24 protein-coding genes are annotated in these 20,180 nt (G+C 28.2%); 22 read left to right on the top strand and 2 right to left on the bottom strand.

Going from position 1 to position 20,180, the window contains the following annotated elements:
* Nucleotides 1-4: 4 nt before the first annotated feature.
* Nucleotides 5-1,054: a tetratricopeptide repeat protein gene (locus tag AFAEC_RS08395; protein WP_026806204.1), complete on the bottom strand. Its 1,050-nt coding sequence runs from the start codon at nucleotides 1,052-1,054 to the stop codon at nucleotides 5-7.
* A gap of 79 nt (nucleotides 1,055-1,133) precedes the next feature.
* Between AFAEC_RS08395 and dnaG the strand changes: the two genes are divergently transcribed.
* The 6 genes from dnaG to fmt all read left to right on the top strand — a co-directional run bounded on the left by dnaG (nucleotide 1,134) and on the right by fmt (nucleotide 6,388).
* Complete coding sequence (gene dnaG, locus AFAEC_RS08390; RefSeq protein ID WP_026806203.1) at nucleotides 1,134-2,768, top strand: DNA primase; 1,635 nt, start codon at nucleotides 1,134-1,136, stop codon at nucleotides 2,766-2,768.
* Nucleotides 2,769-2,875: 107 nt separating this feature from the next.
* Nucleotides 2,876-3,193, top strand: a complete 318-nt coding sequence (gene rplU / locus AFAEC_RS08385; protein ID WP_026806202.1) for a 50S ribosomal protein L21 — start codon at nucleotides 2,876-2,878, stop codon at nucleotides 3,191-3,193.
* 29 nt (nucleotides 3,194-3,222) lie between these two features.
* Nucleotides 3,223-3,480 carry a 50S ribosomal protein L27 gene (gene rpmA, locus AFAEC_RS08380; RefSeq protein ID WP_026806201.1) on the top strand — a complete coding sequence of 86 codons (258 nt, stop codon included), beginning with the start codon at nucleotides 3,223-3,225 and terminating at the stop codon, nucleotides 3,478-3,480.
* 128 nt (nucleotides 3,481-3,608) lie between these two features.
* Entirely contained in the window at nucleotides 3,609-4,694 is a 1,086-nt protein-coding gene (gene obgE / locus AFAEC_RS08375) for a GTPase ObgE (protein WP_026806200.1), read from the top strand.
* Nucleotides 4,695-5,456, top strand: a complete 762-nt coding sequence (proB, locus tag AFAEC_RS08370; protein WP_026806199.1) for a glutamate 5-kinase — start codon at nucleotides 4,695-4,697, stop codon at nucleotides 5,454-5,456.
* Between the two features lie 11 nt (nucleotides 5,457-5,467).
* Entirely contained in the window at nucleotides 5,468-6,388 is a 921-nt protein-coding gene (fmt, locus tag AFAEC_RS08365) for a methionyl-tRNA formyltransferase (RefSeq protein ID WP_026806198.1), read from the top strand.
* Between the two features lie 9 nt (nucleotides 6,389-6,397).
* Here the strand turns inward: fmt and AFAEC_RS08360 are convergent, their stop codons facing one another.
* Nucleotides 6,398-7,291, bottom strand: a complete 894-nt coding sequence (locus tag AFAEC_RS08360; RefSeq protein ID WP_026806197.1) for an AEC family transporter — start codon at nucleotides 7,289-7,291, stop codon at nucleotides 6,398-6,400.
* A 73-nt stretch (nucleotides 7,292-7,364) separates the two neighbouring features.
* Between AFAEC_RS08360 and AFAEC_RS08355 the strand changes: the two genes are divergently transcribed.
* The 16 genes from AFAEC_RS08355 to AFAEC_RS08280 all read left to right on the top strand — a co-directional run bounded on the left by AFAEC_RS08355 (nucleotide 7,365) and on the right by AFAEC_RS08280 (nucleotide 20,166).
* Nucleotides 7,365-8,000 carry a biotin--[acetyl-CoA-carboxylase] ligase gene (locus AFAEC_RS08355; protein ID WP_026806196.1) on the top strand — a complete coding sequence of 212 codons (636 nt, stop codon included), beginning with the start codon at nucleotides 7,365-7,367 and terminating at the stop codon, nucleotides 7,998-8,000.
* Nucleotides 7,997-8,773, top strand: coding sequence for a ParA family protein (locus tag AFAEC_RS08350; protein WP_026806195.1), 777 nt, complete (start codon nucleotides 7,997-7,999; stop codon nucleotides 8,771-8,773). Before AFAEC_RS08355 ends, AFAEC_RS08350 begins: the two co-directional genes overlap by 4 nt.
* Nucleotides 8,774-8,794: 21 nt before the next feature.
* Nucleotides 8,795-9,649, top strand: a complete 855-nt coding sequence (locus AFAEC_RS08345; protein ID WP_026806194.1) for a ParB/RepB/Spo0J family partition protein — start codon at nucleotides 8,795-8,797, stop codon at nucleotides 9,647-9,649.
* A 116-nt stretch (nucleotides 9,650-9,765) separates the two neighbouring features.
* Nucleotides 9,766-10,188 (top strand): F0F1 ATP synthase subunit B family protein, encoded by a 423-nt coding sequence (locus tag AFAEC_RS08340; protein WP_026806193.1) that lies wholly within the window; start codon nucleotides 9,766-9,768, stop codon nucleotides 10,186-10,188.
* Between the two features lie 15 nt (nucleotides 10,189-10,203).
* Nucleotides 10,204-10,716, top strand: coding sequence for a F0F1 ATP synthase subunit B (locus AFAEC_RS08335; protein WP_026806192.1), 513 nt, complete (start codon nucleotides 10,204-10,206; stop codon nucleotides 10,714-10,716).
* A complete protein-coding gene (locus AFAEC_RS08330; RefSeq protein WP_026806191.1) occupies nucleotides 10,716-11,246 on the top strand; it encodes a F0F1 ATP synthase subunit delta in 531 nt (176 codons plus the stop codon). Before AFAEC_RS08335 ends, AFAEC_RS08330 begins: the two co-directional genes overlap by 1 nt.
* Before the next feature lie 21 nt (nucleotides 11,247-11,267).
* On the top strand, nucleotides 11,268-12,785 hold the full coding sequence (atpA, locus tag AFAEC_RS08325) for a F0F1 ATP synthase subunit alpha (protein WP_026806190.1): 1,518 nt from the start codon (nucleotides 11,268-11,270) through the stop codon (nucleotides 12,783-12,785).
* A 10-nt stretch (nucleotides 12,786-12,795) separates the two neighbouring features.
* Nucleotides 12,796-13,680, top strand: a complete 885-nt coding sequence (gene atpG, locus AFAEC_RS08320; protein WP_026806189.1) for an ATP synthase F1 subunit gamma — start codon at nucleotides 12,796-12,798, stop codon at nucleotides 13,678-13,680.
* Nucleotides 13,681-13,701: 21 nt separating this feature from the next.
* Nucleotides 13,702-15,096, top strand: a complete 1,395-nt coding sequence (gene atpD, locus AFAEC_RS08315; RefSeq protein WP_024775907.1) for a F0F1 ATP synthase subunit beta — start codon at nucleotides 13,702-13,704, stop codon at nucleotides 15,094-15,096.
* A 20-nt stretch (nucleotides 15,097-15,116) separates the two neighbouring features.
* A complete protein-coding gene (gene atpC / locus AFAEC_RS08310) occupies nucleotides 15,117-15,494 on the top strand; it encodes an ATP synthase F1 subunit epsilon (protein ID WP_026806188.1) in 378 nt (125 codons plus the stop codon).
* 6 nt (nucleotides 15,495-15,500) lie between these two features.
* Nucleotides 15,501-16,064, top strand: a complete 564-nt coding sequence (locus AFAEC_RS08305) for a MotA/TolQ/ExbB proton channel family protein (protein WP_026806187.1) — start codon at nucleotides 15,501-15,503, stop codon at nucleotides 16,062-16,064.
* 5 nt (nucleotides 16,065-16,069) lie between these two features.
* On the top strand, nucleotides 16,070-16,459 hold the full coding sequence (locus AFAEC_RS08300) for a biopolymer transporter ExbD (RefSeq protein WP_026806186.1): 390 nt from the start codon (nucleotides 16,070-16,072) through the stop codon (nucleotides 16,457-16,459).
* 2 nt (nucleotides 16,460-16,461) lie between these two features.
* Nucleotides 16,462-17,193: a TonB C-terminal domain-containing protein gene (locus tag AFAEC_RS08295; RefSeq protein ID WP_026806185.1), complete on the top strand. Its 732-nt coding sequence runs from the start codon at nucleotides 16,462-16,464 to the stop codon at nucleotides 17,191-17,193.
* 6 nt (nucleotides 17,194-17,199) lie between these two features.
* The gene (tolB, locus tag AFAEC_RS08290) at nucleotides 17,200-18,474 is read left to right on the top strand and encodes a Tol-Pal system protein TolB (RefSeq protein WP_026806184.1); all 1,275 of its coding nucleotides are present in this window, start codon (nucleotides 17,200-17,202) and stop codon (nucleotides 18,472-18,474) included.
* A 168-nt stretch (nucleotides 18,475-18,642) separates the two neighbouring features.
* On the top strand, nucleotides 18,643-19,185 hold the full coding sequence (locus AFAEC_RS08285; protein ID WP_026806183.1) for an OmpA family protein: 543 nt from the start codon (nucleotides 18,643-18,645) through the stop codon (nucleotides 19,183-19,185).
* Nucleotides 19,186-19,188: 3 nt separating this feature from the next.
* Entirely contained in the window at nucleotides 19,189-20,166 is a 978-nt protein-coding gene (locus tag AFAEC_RS08280; protein WP_026806182.1) for a tetratricopeptide repeat protein, read from the top strand.
* Nucleotides 20,167-20,180 lie beyond the last annotated feature (14 nt).

Raw genomic sequence — 20,180 nt, 5'->3', positions numbered from 1 at the left:
TATCTTATTGTAAAGAGTTGTTTGAAAGTTCAAAGCCTTTTGTTATATGATGTTTTACTTCTAAACTTAAAACCGTATGACAGTTTGGACATCTTGATTCAAAAAATGGAATAGAGTGTTTACAAGAGTTACAAATAAATTCAAAATTTAGGTTTGTTTTTATCTCTTTGTTATGGTTATTTATTAAAATTAAGATATTTAAATCAAAATCACTACTAGAATTAACACTATTTATGTAACCTTTTGCACTATAGAGTTCATTTAAAAATTGGTTATTTCTTATTTTTTCAAAATCTATATCCTCTTTTCTTTGATACCATAAAATATCAATTAGTTTTTTACAATCAAACATATCAAGATGATTAAATAAAAACTCTTTGTTAAATTGAATTAAAAAAGTAGCAAAAATTCTTTGGATAATTATATTTTCTTTAAATATTTCATATAAAAGTTGAGTTCTTTTTTCATTTGATAAAACAGAATCATTTAGTATTAAAAGTGTTTCAAAATATATTTTATCTACTTTTACATCAACATTTAGTTCATATAAAGCTTCTGTTATCTCTTTTGCTTTTTTGTAATCTTTTAGCTTTTCACATACAATCATAAGGCTTTTCAAGGCATTTTTATTTCGTGGAGAGAATTTTAAAATTTTTAAAAAGATATCTTTTGATCTTTGTAAGAAACCACCCTTAAAATAAGTATTTCCTAAAAGTTCAAGTAATTCTTCTTTTTTTACTCTATCTTGAACTACTTCTAAAAGAGATAAATATACACTAATTGCTTTATTATAATCACCTTTATGTAAAAAAGTTGAAGCTAAAAGAAGTATAGAATCAAATGGAAGATTGTAAGTTTTATATAAATTTACATAGTCTGTCTCTTTTAATTTTCCAAGTTCAAATCTTAAAGATAGTTTTCTATACTCTTTTCTTGCTGTTTTTTCTTTATATAAACTATAAGAGTAAGTAATAAAAGAGATGAAAAACACAAGAAAGACAACTAAAATAACTCCTAAAAGAGGGTCTCTATATTGCAAAACCAAATTATCCAAAGACAAGCCTTTTTGATTTAATAAAATATTATCCTAACATAAAAGTTCATATAAAATAATAAAATAGTATAATCAAACTATGATAAAAAAAGAGTCAATTGAAAATTTAAAAAACTATTTAGATGTTGTAGATGTAATTTCACAATTCTTAGATTTAAAAAAATCTGGAGCAAATTTTAAAGCTTGTTGTCCTTTTCATGGAGAGGATACACCATCTTTTGTAGTAAGTCCAAGTAAACAAATCTATCACTGTTTTGGTTGTGGAGTTGGTGGAGATAGTATTAAGTTTTTGATGGAGTATGAAAAGCTTTCTTATCCTGAAACTATTGAAAAATTAGCAAGTATGTATAATTTTACTTTAGATTATGAAGCTTCTAGCGAAAAAAAAAGAGATACTAAAGTTTTAGATGATGTAAAAAGATTTTTTCAAAATAGTTTTGTTATTAATAACTCTATGAAAGAGTATATCAAAAATAGGGGAATTTCAGATTTTTCAGCAGAAAAATTTGAGATAGGATATGCTAGTAGTTCAAATGATACGATTAATTTTATAAAATCAAATCACTATAATATAAATGATGCAATAGAATTTGGAATTATAGATAATGGAGAAAATGGGTTATATTCAAGATTTATAGATAGAATAATTTTCCCTATTTACTCAATTACAGGAAAGTTAGTTGGTTTTGGTGGAAGAACAACTACAAATCATAATGCAAAATATGTAAACTCTCCACAAACTCCAATATTTAATAAATCAAAGCTTTTATATGGTTATCACTTAGCAAAAGAGAAAATTTATAAAACAAAACAAATTATAGTTTGTGAGGGATATTTAGATGTAATTATGCTTCATCAAGCACGATTTAATAATGCAGTTGCAACATTGGGAACAGCTTTAACAAAAGAGCATTTACCTCTTCTAAGAAGAGGAGAGCCAAAGGTAATTTTAGCTTATGATGGAGATAAAGCAGGACTTAATGCTGCTTTTAAAGCTTCTGTTATGCTAAGTCAAAGTGAGTTTGATGGAGGAGTTGTTATTTTTAAAGATGGGCTCGATCCTGCTGATATGGTAAAAGAGCAAAGAGTTGAAGAACTAAATAATATGTTTTTAGAACCAATTCCTTTTATACCTTTTACAATAGATTATATAGTTGAAAAATATAATATAAATGAACCAATACAAAAACAAAAAGCTTTGAATGAAGCAAATGAGTATTTACAAAGTTTATCTTTACTAAATCAAGATGAGTATAAAAGATATATTGCACAAAAACTAAATATTAGAGAAAATCTGATAAAAACAGTTCATACAAAACAAAGAGTAAATGATAAAAACAGTATAAAAATAGATATTGCAGAACTTTGTATTATAAAAGCTATTTTGGAAAATCCAAAAAGATTGGATAGAGTTTTAGATATAGTTGATGCTTCGATGTTTGAATACCATAAAGATGAGTTTAATCTACTTTTAACAGATATAAATAATACAAAATTAAATCAAATATCTTTAAATGATAAATTAGAAAATTATGATGATGAGAGATTAAATAAAGAGTTACTTATCCTTTTACATAAGTTTTATTCAAATAAGTTAATTTCATTGACATATAATAAAGATTTAGATTTTAATCAAAAAATTATGAAAATAAAAATAATAAAAGATAACCTTAAACAGTTAAAAGATGGGAAACTTGTAAGCTTTAATCTTTGACTTAAAGAAAGTTTAATAAAGTCTTGGATATTATTCCCGTTCGAAAAATGCAAATTAGTATAAAAACTAACCCTAGTTATGCTTATAAACAAGAAGAGGATGAAAAGATGTACGCAATTATCAAATGTGGTGGGAAACAATATAAAGTATCAGAAGGTGATATTATAGATATTGATTACACTGGTAAGGCTGCTAAAGAGACTTTAGAAATTACTGATGTACTTGCAGTTAATAATGGTGAATTAAAAACAGGAACTGCTGTAGCAAATGCAAAAGTTGAAGCAGTTGTTGTTTTAGATGGAACAGGTGTAAATAGAGCAAAAAAAGTTGTAATTTACAAAAAAAGAAGAAGAAAAGATTCTAAATTAAAAAGAGGTTTTAGAAAAAGCTTCACAAAAGTTAGAATTACAAAAATTGCTGCTTAAGCATTAATTAAAATTTAAGGAGAAACAAAATGGCTCACAAAAAAGGTCAGGGTAGTACTCAGAATAATAGAGATTCAGCTGGTAGAAGACTTGGTGTTAAAAAATATGGTGGTGAAGTTGTAACTGCTGGAAATATCATTATTAGACAAAGAGGAACAAGAGTTCACTTAGGAAATAATGTTGGTATGGGAAAAGATCATACAATCTACTCTTTAATTGATGGTGTTGTTAAATTTGAAATTAAAGATAAAAATAGAAAAAAAGTTTCTGTTTACGCAGCTTCGTAAATTAGAGATTTAATTTCTTTATTTAAAAGGGTGTATGCTTTTTGCATCACCCTTTTTTTATTTTAAGTGTATATATTTTAAAGTTAAATAGTTTTTGATTTTTAAATATCTATTTTATAGGAAAAATTATGTTTATTGATAGTGCAAGATTTAGTGTAAGTAGTGGAAAAGGTGGACAAGGTTGTGCATCTTTTAGAAGAGAGAAGTTTGTTGTTCAAGGTGGTCCTGATGGTGGAGATGGAGGAAAAGGAGGAGATGTTTATTTTGTTGTAGATAGTAATACAGATACTCTATCTTTTTATAAAGGGAAAAGAGTTTTTAAAGCTGATAAAGGACAACCAGGAATGGGAAGACAAAAAACAGGAAAAAGTGGTGAACATCTTGTTTTAATCGTACCACCTGGAACACAAATCATTGATGATGAGACAAATGAAGTTTTATATGACCTTTTAGAAGATGGTGAAAAGTTTTTGTTTCTTGAAGGTGGAAAAGGTGGACTTGGAAATGTTCATTTTAAAAATTCAAGAAATCAAAGACCTACATATTTTCAACCAGGACTTCCAGGTATTACAAAAAATATAAGATTAGAACTTAAACTTATTGCCGATGTTGGTCTTGTAGGGTATCCAAATGTTGGAAAATCTACTTTAATCTCGGTAACTTCAAATGCAAGTCCAGAAATAGCAAATTATGAATTTACAACTTTAACTCCAAAATTAGGGGTTGTAAATGTAGGAGAATATAACTCTTTTGTAATGGCTGATATCCCTGGTATAATTGATGGTGCAAGTGATGGAAGAGGTTTAGGATTAGAGTTTTTAAAACATATTGAAAGAACAAAAACACTTTTATTTGTAATTGATGTTGCAAATTATAGAACTATGATTGACCAATATAATGTTTTAAAAGAGGAGCTTCTTAAATTCTCACTTGAATTATCAAAAAGAGATTACGCAATAGTTTTAAGTAAAATTGATGCATATTATGGAGAAAATTTACAAACAGATATAGAAGAGTTTTTAAAAGCTTTAAACCTTGAAATTTCAAAATCAAATGAGTATAAATTTAATACAAATTTACCATATTTTGTGCAAGATTTAATTTTTGGAAAATTAGATAATAGTAAACCATATTTTGTTTTACCAATATCTTCGCTAGATAAAACAAATATTTCTCCATTAAAATATGCGCTTTATACAATGCTAGGAAAGTAGATGAAACGAATAGTAATAAAAGTAGGAACTGCTGTTTTAACACAAGGTGAAGAGTTAGCATTTGAGAGAATGAGAAATTTAGTAAAACTAATATCTACATTAAAAAATGAGAAAAATTTAGATGTTATTTTGGTAAGTTCAGGTGCTGTTGGAGCTGGATATACATCTTTAAAACTTGATAAATCAATTTTAGCAAATAAACAAACTTTAGCAGCTATTGGACAACCAAAACTTATGAAAACTTATCAAGAGATGTTTGAGGAGTTTGATATAACAGTTGCTCAAATGCTATTTATTGCGGATGATTTTGATTCAAGAAAAAGATCTAAAAATGCAAAAAATGTTATGGAAATATTACTTCAAAATAAGGTTTTACCTATAATAAATGAAAATGATGTAATTGCAACTGAGGAATTAATAGGAGATAATGACCAATTAGCAGCTTTTATAACACACTATTTTAAAGCTGATATGCTGGTTATTTTAACTGATATTGATGGATATTATGACAAAAATCCAAGGGAGTTTGCAGAGGCAAAACTTCAAAAAGTTGTAAATGAAATTAAAGAGGATGAACTTGATAAAAAACCTAGTGCAAACTCAAAATTTGCAACAGGAGGAATTGTAACAAAGCTAAAAGCAGCAGATTTTTTAATGCAAAAAAATATTCCTATGTACTTAACGAGTGGTTTTGATTTAACAAATGCTTATGATTTTTTAGTTGAAAATAGTCATAAAAGTGGAACAATTTTTAAAAAATAGAGGAAATAGTTGTGAAAAAACGAGTTTTATTTATGGGAACACCATCTTATGCTACAGAGATTTTAAAAGAGTTATTAAATAGTGCTTATGAGGTTGTAGGAATTTTTACTCAAGAGGATAAACCTGTTGGAAGAAAACAGACTTTAACTCCACCACATATAAAACAATATTGCCTTGAAAACAGTCTTGATATTCCAATTTTACAGCCAAAAAAACTAAAGGATAATTTAGTAGCATATATTACTATAAAAGAGCTAGAACCAGATTTTATAGTTGTTGCTGCTTATGGACAAATTTTGCCAAAGGAGATTTTAAATATAGCTCCTTGTATAAATCTTCATGCTTCAATTTTACCAAATTATAGGGGAGCAAGTCCTATTCAAGAAGGGCTTTTAAATAATGATGAGTATTTAGGCGTAACTTCAATGTTTATGGAAGAGGGGCTTGATTGTGGAGATATATTAGGATTTTCATATTTAAAAAATGAGGAAAATATGTTAGTTAGTGAAGCTTTTGAAAAATTATCACTTCTTGCCGCAAAACTTACGATTACAACTTTAGATAATTTTGAAAAGATAAAACCTATAAAACAAGATAACTCAAGTGCTAGTTTTTGTAAAAAGATAAAGAAAGAAGATGGTTTAGTTGATTTTTCAAATGCAAAGAAACTATTTTTAAAATATAAAGCATACTCATTTTGGCCTACTATTTTTCTAAATTCAGAGCTAAAACTAAAAGATATTGAACTTTTAGAAGAATATTCAACTAATATAGCTGGAGAGATTTTACAAATAGATAGAGATTTTATAGTTATTGGGTGTGAAAAAGGGAGTTTAAAAATAAAAACTTTACAAGCTCCTTCAAAAAAAGAGATAAACTCAGTTGAATATATAAGAGGTCAAAGATTAGAAGTTGGAGATATTTTAGCTTAAGATTTATTCTTAAGCTAAATATTGAACAAATAGAGTAATTGTAAATAAGCTTGCAATTACTCCTAAAACTAAAGAGTTTATAGCAATTTTTTCATCTAATCCACCTTTTATTGCTATTACAGCAGCCATAGTCATAGGTGGCATTGCAACTTCAATAATTGTTACTTTTACCCAAGTTTGATCTATTCCATAAAAATATTTGAAAGTAAAAAGTACGATAATTGGTACAACAACCATTTTTAAAATAACTGCTATTGAAACTATGTGTAGTCTTGCAAATATATGTTTTAATTCCAATTTCATTCCAATAGCAATCATAGCAATAGGTACAAGAGTTGAACCTAGATTTTGGCTTGTATAGATTAGAAATTTTGGTATTTCAAAATTTTTCAATAATATTGTAAGAAAAAACATAATCATAGGTGGAAATAAAAAGATAGATTTTGAAATATTACTAACACTATTTTTCTTTCCACTACCCCAAGTTATAATTAACATACCAATAGAAACTAAAAGTAAAAATGAGCCAAAAATATCATAAATTAATCCATAAACTATAAAGTCTTGACCATAAAAAGCATCAATATATGAAAAACCTATAAATGAAGTATTTCCAAAAGTTGCCATAATCATAAAAGTTGCTAAATAAAGTCTATTTAATCGTAAAATTTTACCAATTAAATATGATAAAAATAGGTTAAATAAGATAATTCCTATAAACATAAAAATTAATCCAATAACTCTTGAATCTAAAGTTAATGGATAAATTTTTGAAAATACAATAGCTGGAAGTGAAAAATAGATTATAAAATCAACTAACTGTTTTGAATTATCTTGAAATATAATTTTGAATAGATATCCAAAAATCAGATAAATTGCTATTGGTAAAACTGGGTCAAGCATTCTTTTTCCTTAATAAATAAAGCTTTGATTATAATTAATATTATCTTCTACTTTAATTATATATAATCTACAAATGAAAATTATAAGATTAAATGAAGTTGATTCAACTCAAACTTACTTAAAAAACTATATTTTAGAGTTGGGATATAAAAATCCTTTATGTATTGTCACAGATTTTCAAACTGCTGGAATAGGGAGTCGTGGAAATTCTTGGATAGGAAAAAAAGGAAATCTTTTTTTCTCTTTTGTTTTAGAGAAAAATTTACTTCCTAAAGATTTACCAATTCAAAGTGCTAGTATATATTTTACATATATTTTAAAGTTGATTTTACAAAAGAATGGTTCAAATGTTTGGGTAAAATGGCCAAATGATTTTTATATAAAAGAGTCTAAGATAGGTGGTACTATCACTACTTTAAGTAAAGACTTACTTTATTGTGGAATAGGTATTAATTTACAAGAAGTATCCGATGAATACGGTGTTTTAGATATAAGAATAGACCAAGATTTAATACTTTTTGAATATTTTAAAGAGATAGAAAAAATTATTTCATGGAAGCAAATTTTTAGTCTATTTAAGATAGAATTTCAAAATAGTAAAAAATACAAGACAACTGTGAATAATCAAAAAATATCATTAGAATATGCAACATTAAATGATGACGGTTCAATACATATAGAAAATAAAAAGGTATTTAGTTTAAGATGACAGAAATTATTTCAATCGCAAATCAAAAAGGTGGAGTAGGTAAAACTACAACAGCCGTAAATCTTAGTGCAGCACTTGCACTTGAAGGTAAAAAAGTCCTTTTAATAGATGCAGATCCACAAGCAAATGCAACAACTTCTTTAGGTTTTCATAGAGATACATATGAGTACAATATTTACCATGTGATGTTAGGAACTAAAGAACTTAGTGAAATTATTTTAGATTCTGAAATTGAAAACTTAAAAGTTGCACCTTCGAATATTGGACTTGTAGGGATAGAAAAAGAGTTCTATAAAAATACAAAAGAGAGAGAACTTGTATTAAAAAGGAAAATTGATACAGTAAAAGCTGATTATGATTATGTGATTATCGATTCACCTCCTGCATTAGGACCAATTACAATAAATACTTTAAGTGCTTCAACTTCTGTTTTAATACCAATTCAGTGCGAGTTTTTTGCACTAGAAGGTTTAGCACAGTTATTAAATACTATAAAATTGGTTAAACAAACAATTAATCAAAACCTTCAAATAAGAGGTTTTTTACCAACTATGTATAGTTCTCAAAATAACTTATCTAAACAAGTCTTTGCAGATTTAGCACAACATTTTGAGAATAAATTATTTAAAATAGATGATGAATCTTATGTGGTAATTCCAAGAAATATAAAATTAGCTGAAAGTCCTAGTTTTGGTAAGCCAATTATGCTTTACGATACAAATTCAGTTGGAACAAAAGCTTATACAAATTTAGCAAGAGCAATTGCTGGATAATTTTAATAATTAGGAAATAATATGGCACTAGGAAGAGGATTGGGTGAACTTTTAGGAGAGGTTGAAATTGCTTATGAAAATTCAACTTCTGGTGTTAATCAAGGAATTAGAAAAATTGATCTCTCTTTAATAAAACCAAATCCAAATCAACCTAGAAAAATATTTGATGAAGAGAAACTTCAAGAATTAAGTGAATCTATAAAAGAACATGGTCTTTTACAACCAATAGTTGTTATTGAAAATAGTGAAGGAACATTTACACTAATTGCAGGAGAAAGAAGATTAAGAGCTCATAAATTGGCAAATTTAGAGCAGATAAAAGCTATTGTTGTAGATGAAGATGAGTTAAAATTAAGAGAACTTGCTCTTATTGAAAATATTCAAAGAGATGATTTAAATATTATTGAATTAGCATTTTGCTATGCACAACTTTTAAATGAACATAATATTACTCATGAAGAGTTATCAAAAAAAGTTTTTAAAAGTAGAACTTCTATTACAAATACTTTAAGACTCTTACAACTATCTGCTTATGTTCAACAAGCAATAGCGAGTGATAAAATTAGCGCAGGACATGGAAAAATTATGTTAGGTTTAACTGTTGATGAACAAAAAATGGTTTGTGATTCTATTGTTGGACAAAAATTATCAGTTAGAGAGACTGAGAAATTGGTAAAAGAGATAAAAGAGAAAGATTTAGAAAAACCAAAGAAAGAGAAAATTACAACAAATTTTAATTTTAGTTCACTAAATGGATTAGTTGGACAATTAAAAGAGAGTAATTTAAAAGTAAAATTAGAAAAAAATTATTTTAAAATTGAGTTTAATTCTCAAGAGGATATTGAAAAAATATCTAGCTACTTTAATCTACAATAAAATAAAAAAACATAAAATTAAGAGTTTAATATTCCTATTTAATAAAAATTTATAGATAATTTTGCTAAAATATTAGCGTTTTAGTTAAACTAAACTGTAAAAATATGGAGGAATGAATGTTAGACATAAGTCCTGTACTATTGCTTAGCTCAGGTATTATCTTTCTTTTAGTTGTTGCTAGACTAAATAGTTGTCTATTCAAGCCTATATTAAAGCATATGGATGAAAGATCTGCATCTATCAAAAAAGATATGGAAGATGCAAAATCAAATAGTTCAGATGTTGATGGGCTTTTAGCTGAAGCTAATGATATCATTGCAAAAGCTAAAAAAGAGGCAGCTATTATTAGAGAACAAGCTTATAAAGAAGCAAAAGATAGTGCTGATGTTAAACTTGCAAGTGCTAAATTAAATTTAGAAGCAAAATCTGCTGAATTTGCTAAAAACTTACAAGAAGAGACTCAAGCATTAAGGGACTCTTTATTATCATCAATGCCTCAATTTAATGAGAGCTTAAAAAATAAGCTTAGCTCAATTTAAAGGGGAATGGTGAATATGAAAAGAGTTTTATTACTTGGGTTGGTACTAGCCCCTGTTGCAATATTTGCAAGTGAAGGTGCGGTTGAAACAGATATTGTTCAAAGAACCGTTAACTTTATAATATTTGCTGCAATTTTATGGTATTTACTTGCTGATAAAATTAAAGCATTTTTTGCTAGTAGAACTTTAGGAATTCAAGCTGAGCTTGATAAAGTTCAAGATACTTTAAAAGCTTCTCAAGATAAAGTTGCTAATGCACAAAAAAAACTTGTAGAGGCTAAAAAACTAGCTGCTGAGATTGTTGATGGTGCGAAAGCAGACGTTGATTCTATTAAACAAAAAGTTTTAAATGCAATAGATGCTGATATTGCAAACTTAAACAAAAATTTGGAAGAATCAAACAAAGTTGAGATTTCAAAAGCTAAAAAACAAGTTGTTGGTGAAGTTCTTAATGAGCTATTAAGTTCTGAAAATATTAAACTTTCTCAAAACGAGTTAGTAAATATTATTCTTAAAAAGGTAGCATAATGAAAGATTTAGTAGCAAAACGATATGTAAAAGCTTTAATTGCTGGTAGAAGTAAAGATGAGATTACTGCTATTAGTAGTAAATTAAACCAAATAGCTTCAGCATTTTCTAGTGAAAAATTTAACTCAATTATTACATCTGCTGATGTAAATAATAGTAAAAAAGTTGAATTAATAGTTTCATTAGTAGATAATGTTGATAATACATTGAAAAATTTTATTAATCTTCTAGCTGAAAAAAGAAGATTTGATATATTACCATTTGTTGCAAAGGATTTAAATACTGAAATTGCAAAAATGAATAATAATTATATTGGTATTGTATATACAAATGAAGCATTATCTTCTGATTTTGTTTCTTCAATAGAACAACAATTTAGTAAAAAATTTGATGTTAAATTATCATTATCACAAAATGTTGGTGATTATGATGGAATTAAAGTAGATATAGATGGGCTAGGTGTTGAGATATCTTTTTCTAAAGATAGATTAAAAACTCAGTTAATCGATCATATTTTAAAAGCAGTTTAGAACTTATAAAGGAGAAATTGAATGGGTGCAAAAATTCAAGCAGATGAAATCAGTTCAATTATAAAAGAAAGAATTGATAACTTTGAATTAAATGTAGATGTAAATGAAACAGGTAAGATTGTATCTTATGCTGATGGTATTGCTCAAGTTTATGGTCTTAAAAATGTTATGGCTGGTGAGCTTGTAGAGTTTGAAAATGGTGAAAAAGGTCTTGCTTCTAACTTAGAAGAGTCTTCTGTTGGTATCGTTGTTCTTGGAAAAGGAGAAGGATTAAGAGAAGGTACATCTTGTAAAAGATTAGGGAAACTTCTTGAAGTTCCAGTTGGAGAAGGTTTAGTTGGAAGAGTTGTAAATGCTTTAGGTGAACCAATTGATGGGAAAGGTGCTATTAATTCTACTGAAACTAGATATGTTGAAGAGAAAGCTCCTGGAATTATGTCAAGAAAATCTGTTCATGAGCCATTACAAACAGGTATTAAAGCTATTGATGCACTTGTTCCAATTGGAAGAGGACAAAGAGAGCTTATTATTGGAGATAGACAAACAGGTAAAACAACAGTTGCTATTGATACAATCTTAAACCAAAAAGGTGAAAATGTAGTTTGTATTTATGTTGCAATTGGTCAAAAATCATCTTCAGTAGCTTCAGTTGTAAGAACACTACAAGAAGCAGGGGCAATGGATTATACAATTGTTGTAAATGCTTCGGCTGCTGATTCTTCAACTTTACAATTCTTAGCACCATATGCAGGTGTTACAATGGGTGAGTACTTTAGAGATAATGGTAAACATGCATTAATTATTTATGATGATTTATCTAAACATGCAGTTGCATATAGAGAGATGTCATTAATTTTAAGAAGACCTCCAGGAAGAGAAGCATATCCAGGGGATGTATTCTATCTACATTCAAGATTACTTGAAAGAGCTGCTAAAATGAGTGATGAAAAAGGTGCTGGTTCTATGACTGCATTACCTATTATTGAAACTCAAGCAGGAGATGTTGCTGCTTATATTCCAACAAACGTAATTTCTATTACAGATGGACAAATATTCTTAGAAACTAACCTTTTTAACTCAGGAATTAGACCTGCTATTAATGTTGGTTTATCAGTTTCAAGAGTTGGAGGAGCTGCTCAAATTAAAGCTACAAAACAAGTTGCTGGAACATTAAAACTTTCACTTGCTCAATATAGAGAGTTAGAGGCATTTGCTCAATTTGCTTCAGATCTTGATGAAGCTACAAGAAGAGAGCTTGAACTTGGTCAAAGAATGGTTGAAGTTTTAAAACAGGGTGTTAATAAACCACTTGTTATTGAAAAACAAATTGTAATTATTTATGCAGGTACTAAAGGGTACTTAAATGATATTGCGGTTAAAGATGTTGTAAGATTTGAAAATGAGTTACATGCATTTATTGAGCAAAAATACTCAAATATTTTAGATGCAATTAAATCAAGTCAAAAAATTGATGACAATACAGAAGCTTCACTAAAAGCTGCATTAGAAGAGTTTAAAACTGTATTTAATGCAAAATAAGGATTAGCAAATGGCTAACTTAAAAGAGATAAAATTAAAAATAGGTAGTGTTAAGAATACTCAGAAAACTACAAAAGCTATGAAGCTTGTATCTTCTGCAAAACTAACTCGTACAAGACAATTGTCTGAACAAGCTAGAAGTTATGCAATTAAGATAAATGAAGTCCTTTCTGATATTGCTGCTAGAGTTAGCAAAGTTCAAGACGAAGGAAATATTGGTAGAGCATTTGTACAAAATGATAAACCAAAAACAGTTGATATTGTTTTTGTTACTGCTGATAAAGGACTTTGCGGTGGTTTTAATATGTCAACAATTAAAACAGTTAGTAAGCTAATTGCTGATTATGAATCAAAAGGTACTAAGGTTAGACTTAGAGCTGCTGGAAGAAAAGGTGTTGATTTCTTTAGTTTCCAAGGTAAAACTTTGGAGCAAAGAGTAAGTGATTTATCATCAGCACCTGATTATGAAAGAGCTTCTAGTTTTATTCATAGTGCAGTTGAAGATTTTAAAAATGAACTTACTGATAAAGTTATTGTTGTTTATAATGGTTTTTTAAATATGTTAACACAAGAGATTAAAATAAGAGAACTTTTACCAGTTAGTTTGGAAAAAGTTGAAATTAGTGAATCTTCTTCAATGTTAAATATTGAACCAGATGACGATGATGAAGTTTTAAGAGAATTAACTGATAAATATATCGATTTTAATATGTATTATGCATTAATAGACTCTCTTGCTGCTGAACATAGTGCTAGAATGCAAGCTATGGAAGCTGCTACAAAAAATGCAAAAGAGAAAGTTGATAGTTTAACAGTTGAATACAACAAAGCAAGACAAGCTGCAATTACAACAGAGCTGATAGAGATTATCAGTGGTGTTGAAGCATTAAAATAATTTAATAAGGAGAAGGCCTATATGAAAGGTAAAGTTATTCAGGTAATGGGTCCAGTAGTTGATGTTGAATTTGACGGATACTTACCAGAAATTAATGAAGCTATTGATGTTACTTTAGCTGATAAAACTAAAGATAGATTAGTATTAGAAGTTGCTGCTCACATCGGTGATGGAAGAGTTAGAACAATTGCTATGGATATGACTGAAGGATTAATCAGAGGTCAAGAGTGTATAGCTACTGGTGGACCAATCAAAGTTCCAGTTGGAGAGGCTGTTTTAGGAAGAATTTTCAATGTTATTGGAGATCCAGTTGATGAGGGTGCTGCTATTCCAGCTGATGTTGAAAGATGGTCAATTCATAGATCTGCTCCAACATTTGAAGAGCAATCAACAAAAACAGAGATGTTTGAAACAGGTATTAAAGTTGTAGATTTACTTGCTCCTTATTCAAAAGGTGGTAAAGTAGGACTATTTGGAGGTGCTGGAGTTGGTAAAACGGTTATTATTATGGAATTAATCCATAATGTTGCGTTTAAACACTCTGGATATTCTGTATTTGCAGGAGTTGGTGAAAGAACAAGAGAAGGAAATGACCTTTATCATGAGATGAAAGATTCAAACGTTCTTGATAAAGTTGCTTTATGTTATGGACAAATGAGTGAACCACCAGGTGCAAGAAATAGAATTGCATTAACAGGTCTTACAATGGCTGAGTACTTTAGAGATGAAAAAGGTCTTGATGTTCTTATGTTTATTGATAATATCTTTAGATTTGCACAATCAGGTTCAGAGATGTCAGCTCTTTTAGGAAGAATTCCTTCAGCGGTTGGATACCAACCAACACTTGCAAGTGAGATGGGAAAATTACAAGAGAGAATTACATCAACATCAAAAGGATCTATTACTTCTGTTCAAGCAGTATATGTACCAGCGGATGACTTAACTGACCCTGCTCCAGCTTCTGTTTTTGCTCACTTAGATGCAACTACAGTTTTAAATAGAAAAATTGCAGAAAAAGGTATCTATCCAGCAGTTGATCCACTAGATTCTACTTCAAGAATTTTAAGTGCTGATATTATTGGACAAGAACATTATAATACTGCAAGAGGTGTTCAATCAGTTCTTCAAAAATATAAAGATTTACAAGATATTATTGCAATTCTTGGTATGGATGAGTTATCAGAATCAGATAAACTTGTTGTTGCAAGAGCTAGAAAAATTGAGAGATTCTTATCTCAACCATTCTTCGTTGCTGAAGTATTTACAGGAAGCCCAGGTAAATATGTTGAATTAAAAGATACTATTGCAGGATTCCAAGGAATTTTAGATGGTAAATATGACAACATTCCAGAAATGGCATTCTATATGGTTGGTGGAATTGACGAGGTTCTAGCTAAAGCTGAGAAAATGAAATAATAGACCAATTAAGGCTTAATATGGATACAATTAAATTATCAATAGTTACACCAAATGGTACGATATTTAATGGTGATGTAAAAACAGTAACTCTTCCTGGAAAAGAGGGAGAGTTTGGTGTTCTACCTGGACACTCATCATTAGTATCGACTTTAACAGTTGGTGTTATTATTATTGAAAAAGAGAATTCTACTGAAGCAGTTGCTATTAACTGGGGACATGTTAAAGTAGATGAAAAAACAGTTGATGTTTTAGCAGATGGAGCTATAGCATTAACTTCTGGAAAAGATTCAGAAATAGCTAAGAATATTGAAGCTGCAAAAGAGTTAGTAAATTCTGTAAAAGATTCTAATATTTCTGTGGCAGCAGTTGAAGCAAAAATCAACTCATTTGCATAAAAGCACATGATAACTACATTACTAAATTATTTGGCAAATAGTAGCGCTATAACTTATATAGTTCTAGCGCTATTGTCAATTTATCTAATAGTTACTTTCTGGATTTTTCTTTATAGAAATAGTGCAATAAATGCATTAATAAATAATGAAAAAAAATCTTTAGAATCTTTAACATCAAGAGATACAATATTCTCACCATTATCTGCACTAAATAAATGCTCAAATAACTCAACTTCTAAAGAGTTATTACATGCTTGTGAAATAAATATAATAAAAGATGCAAGTGTTGGTATATCATGGCTAGCGATTATATCTTCAACTTCTCCATTTATCGGATTATTTGGTACAGTTGTAGGAATTTTGGAGTCATTTGCAAAATTTGCAAATCAATCAAAAGTGGCATTTTCTATTATTGCTCCAGCAATTAGTGAAGCATTAGTAGCTACAGCAGCAGGTATTTTAGTGGCAATATTTGCTTATACATTCCATCAAATATTATCAAGAAAAATTTATGAATTAAATATTTTCTTAAAAGCTCAATCAGAAATTATAATAGCAGCTAAAGGGTAAAAAAAGTGTATGATATTAATCAAAAACCAGATTTAAATATTACTCCTTTAGTTGATATTATGCTAGTTCTTCTAGCGATTTTAATGGTTACAGCTCCCGTTATTGAGTTTGAAGAAACATTAAATCTTCCAACAGGAAGTAAATCACAACAAGCACAAGATGTTGCTAAAATAGATATTATTATTACAAAAGATAGAGTAGTTACACTAAATAAAAATAAAGTTGAAATATCAAATTTTGCAGATAATTTTTTACTGTTTTCAAAAGGTAAAGATCAAAATACACCAATTTATATAAGAGCTGATAAAGATTTGAAATATGATGATATAGTGTTTGTTTTAAAATCAGTAAAAGAGGCAGGTTTTTTTAAAGTTGCTTTGGTTACAGATGGGTAAAGATGCGAAATAGTTCTTCATTTCTAATTTCAGGTATTGTTGCTTTTTCTATATATTTTTCTTTCTGTTTTTTGGTACTTTTATATATATATTCACCAATAAATCAAGCAATAAATATTACACCAACTACTACAGCTATTGAACTTGATATGATTGAAGAGATAGCTGAAAAAAAGATGGTTGAGAAAAAAGTTGAAAAAATTGTAGAAGAAAAACAACCAGTTGAAAAAGCAACATCAAACTCAAATGAGAAAAGACCTGATTTAAAATCTCTTTTTGCAAATGTTAAAGAGACATCGAATAAAGTTGTTAAAGAAGAGGTTAATAATGTTGAAAAATCTATTGACCCAAAACGATTTAAATCTAAATTTGAAAAAGAGAAAAAGTCAAATAATGTTAAAATAGATAAGTTGCTTGAAGATGAAAAAACTGCAACTAATACAAAAACTAAAAGTTCATCAAAAGGTGATAAAAATGATGATTATGGTAGCAAAATATATGAAATGCTATATTCAAAAGCACCTATCAGTGAAGATAGAAGTTTAGTTATAACTGTAATGGTTTCAATTTCAGCAAATGGTAACTTTGATTATAAATTTGTTAAAAAATCAAGTAGTGAACCTTATAATACAGCAATAAGATTATATCTTGATGAACAAAAAGATATTGCTTATCCAGTACCACCTAATGGTCAAGGGGTAAAATATACAGTTGATTTTAAATTTGAAGGGTAGGAAATTATGTTTAAAATAGTTTTATTTATATCATTAATGTTTAGCTCTATTTTTGCTAATGTTGATGGACACATTGATATTGTTAAGAAGGCAAATTCAATTCCAAAAATTGCAATAGCAATGGCTAGTGATTCAAGTAGTGATTTCACTTTAAGTAGATTGAAAAAAAGTTTAGAAGATGATTTAAATGTAAGTGGGCACTTTGATTTAGCAAATGTTACTCTTCCACAATCTTCTTATGATAGTACTCCAGATTTACTTGCATTATCAAATCAAGGAGTATCAATATTCGTAAATTTAGCTTCTCTAAGAGAATCTAATGGTGGTTATACTTTAAAAGTAAAACTTTTCGATGTGAATCAAAGAGCTTTAGTTTTAGAAAAAAACTTTACAACTTCACAATTAGATAGGTCTGTATTTTTAGCACATAAAGCAGCAATTTCTATAAATGATTTTTTCAAAGCACCAAGTATTGCATGGATGGAAAAATTTGTAGTTTTTGCAGTTTATAAAAATGCTGGAAATGCTGATATTATGATAGGTGATTATACTTTAACATATAAGCAAACTGTTGTATCTGGTGGATTGAATATCTTTCCTAAATGGGCAGATAAGGAACAAAAAAGTATCTATTATACATCTTATAACTATAAAAAACCAACTTTGGTTAAGTTAAATATTTATAATAGAAGTAAAGATATTATTATGGATTCAGATGGAATGCTTGCTTGTTCAGATGTAAATGCTGATGGAAGTAAAATTCTTGTAACAGCTTCTCCAACAGGACAACCAGATATTTTCTTATATAATACGAAAAGTAAGAGTAAAACTCAAATTACAAAATATAGTGGAATTGATGTTGGAGGACAATTTGTAGAAAATGATTCAAAAATTGTTTTTGTTTCAGATAGATTAGGGAATCCTAATATTTTTTCTCAATCTATTGGTTCGACAGCAGTTGAAAGAATGGTTTACCATAGTAATAATAACTCATCAGTTACTTCAAATAAAAATAATATAGTTTTCTCTAGTAAAGATTCAGATAATGAGTTAGGTGGGAAAAGTTTTAATCTATATTTAATTAATAGTAAAACTGATAATATGACTAGACTTACAAGTAGTGGAGTAAATCAATTTCCAAAATTTTCTCCAGATGGAGAGACACTTTTATTTATTAAAAATTATGCAGGTGTTAGCTCTTTAGGAATTATTAGACTAGAGTTTAATAAATCATTCTTATTCCCTTTAAAAGGGGAAAGAATTCAATCTATAGATTGGTAAATAATAAGATTAAAGGCTAATTTTTTAGTCTTTAATCTACTTTTTCTGTAAACTTCTATAAATCCGTTCTAAATTAATATAAAAATCATTAAAAAATAAAAAAATATAAACAATAATTAAGGTTTAATTTAATAATATTTCACAAATATTAACTTTCAAGGATAAAATATGAAAAAATTAGGTCTTTACTCTGTTTTAGTTTCAGCTTTATTATTTACTACAGGTTGTAGTGAAAAAAATGCTGAGTTAGAAACTGATAACTCTGTTGTAGCAACAGATAACTCTGGTGTATCTGATAGATCAGGTATTGAAGATGGAAGCTTTTCAGCTTTAGAAAAAGCTGGAAATGGTAATTATTATATGATTAATGGTCAAAAAGTTTTAATTGAGCATATCTATTTTGGATTTGACAAATATAACTTAACTGCTGATAATAAAGAAAAAGCAACAAATAATGCTTCTAAATTATCTCCATTAAAAGCTGATACTACTGTAAAAGTATTCGGTAACACAGATGAGTGGGGAAGTGACGAGTATAACTATGCTTTAGGTTTAAAAAGAGCAAATGCTGTTAAAGATGTTTTAGTATCAAATGGTGTTTCTGCTAATATCTCTTTAATCTCTTTAGGTGAAAGTAATCCAGTTTGTACTGAAAAAACAAAAGATTGCTGGGCAAAAAACAGAAGAGTTGAGCACGAGTTAAGCAAATAATTTATGACTAAATACTTTCTATCTTTATTAGTAGTATCTTCTATTTCCGTAGCTGAAGAAGTTTCAGTTTACGGAAATTCTAGCAATTCATCTTATGGTCTTAGTTCAACTGAGAAGCATATTATGAAAAATCAATCAAATATTAGTGAATTGTCTACAAAAGTTGGTGATTTAAAAAGTTTAATTGATAGTATTAATAATAGATTAGAGGGTTTAGAGTCTACATCTGAGGGTGATTCTAAAAGATTAAATGCAACAAGTAAAAAAGTTGATGATTTAATAAGCAGAGTAAACTCTTCATCTTTAGATATGGATTCTTCAAATACTGCTTCAAATCAATCTGCAGATGCAGATTTAACTACAACAATCAATAATTTAAAAGCTTCTGTTAGCAAACTTACAACACTTGTAAATAAAATTAATTCAGAGTATGTTTCTTCTAATGAATTAGAAAAAAATATGAAGCAATTTATTACAAGAGAGGAGTTTGAAGCTCTAAAAAAGTCATTAGGCGTTAAGACGCAATCAGTAACTCCAACAAAAACTAGTGATAAAAAAGATTCAAGTTTAGAAGTTGAGATAGCTTCTCAAAATATCATAGAGCCAAAAACTGCTGAAGAAAAAGCAAAATTCATGGTTGAAGCAAAAAAAGATTATGATGCAAAAAATTTTAATGTAGCAATTCCAAAATATCAAAAGCTTGTTGATATAAATTATAAACCAGCTGAAAATAATTTCTATTTGGCTGAAATGTGGTATATAAGAAAAAAATATGATGTTGCAATAAATCATTTTAAAAAATCTGCTATGTTGAATGACAAGGCAGCTTATATGCCAACACTATTATTGCACAGTGCTATTTCATTTGAGAGTATAAAAGATAAAGAAAATGCAAAAAACTTTTATGGTACTTTGATAGACCTTTATCCTAATAGTTCTGAAGCGAAAGAAGCAAAGAATAGATTATCTAAAATAAAATAAATTTTATAAACTAA

The sequence above is a fragment of the Aliarcobacter faecis genome, assembly GCF_013201705.1.
In the GTDB taxonomy this organism is placed as follows: Bacteria; Campylobacterota; Campylobacteria; order Campylobacterales; family Arcobacteraceae; genus Aliarcobacter; species Aliarcobacter faecis.
This window is presented reverse-complemented; position numbering and strand designations above follow the sequence as displayed.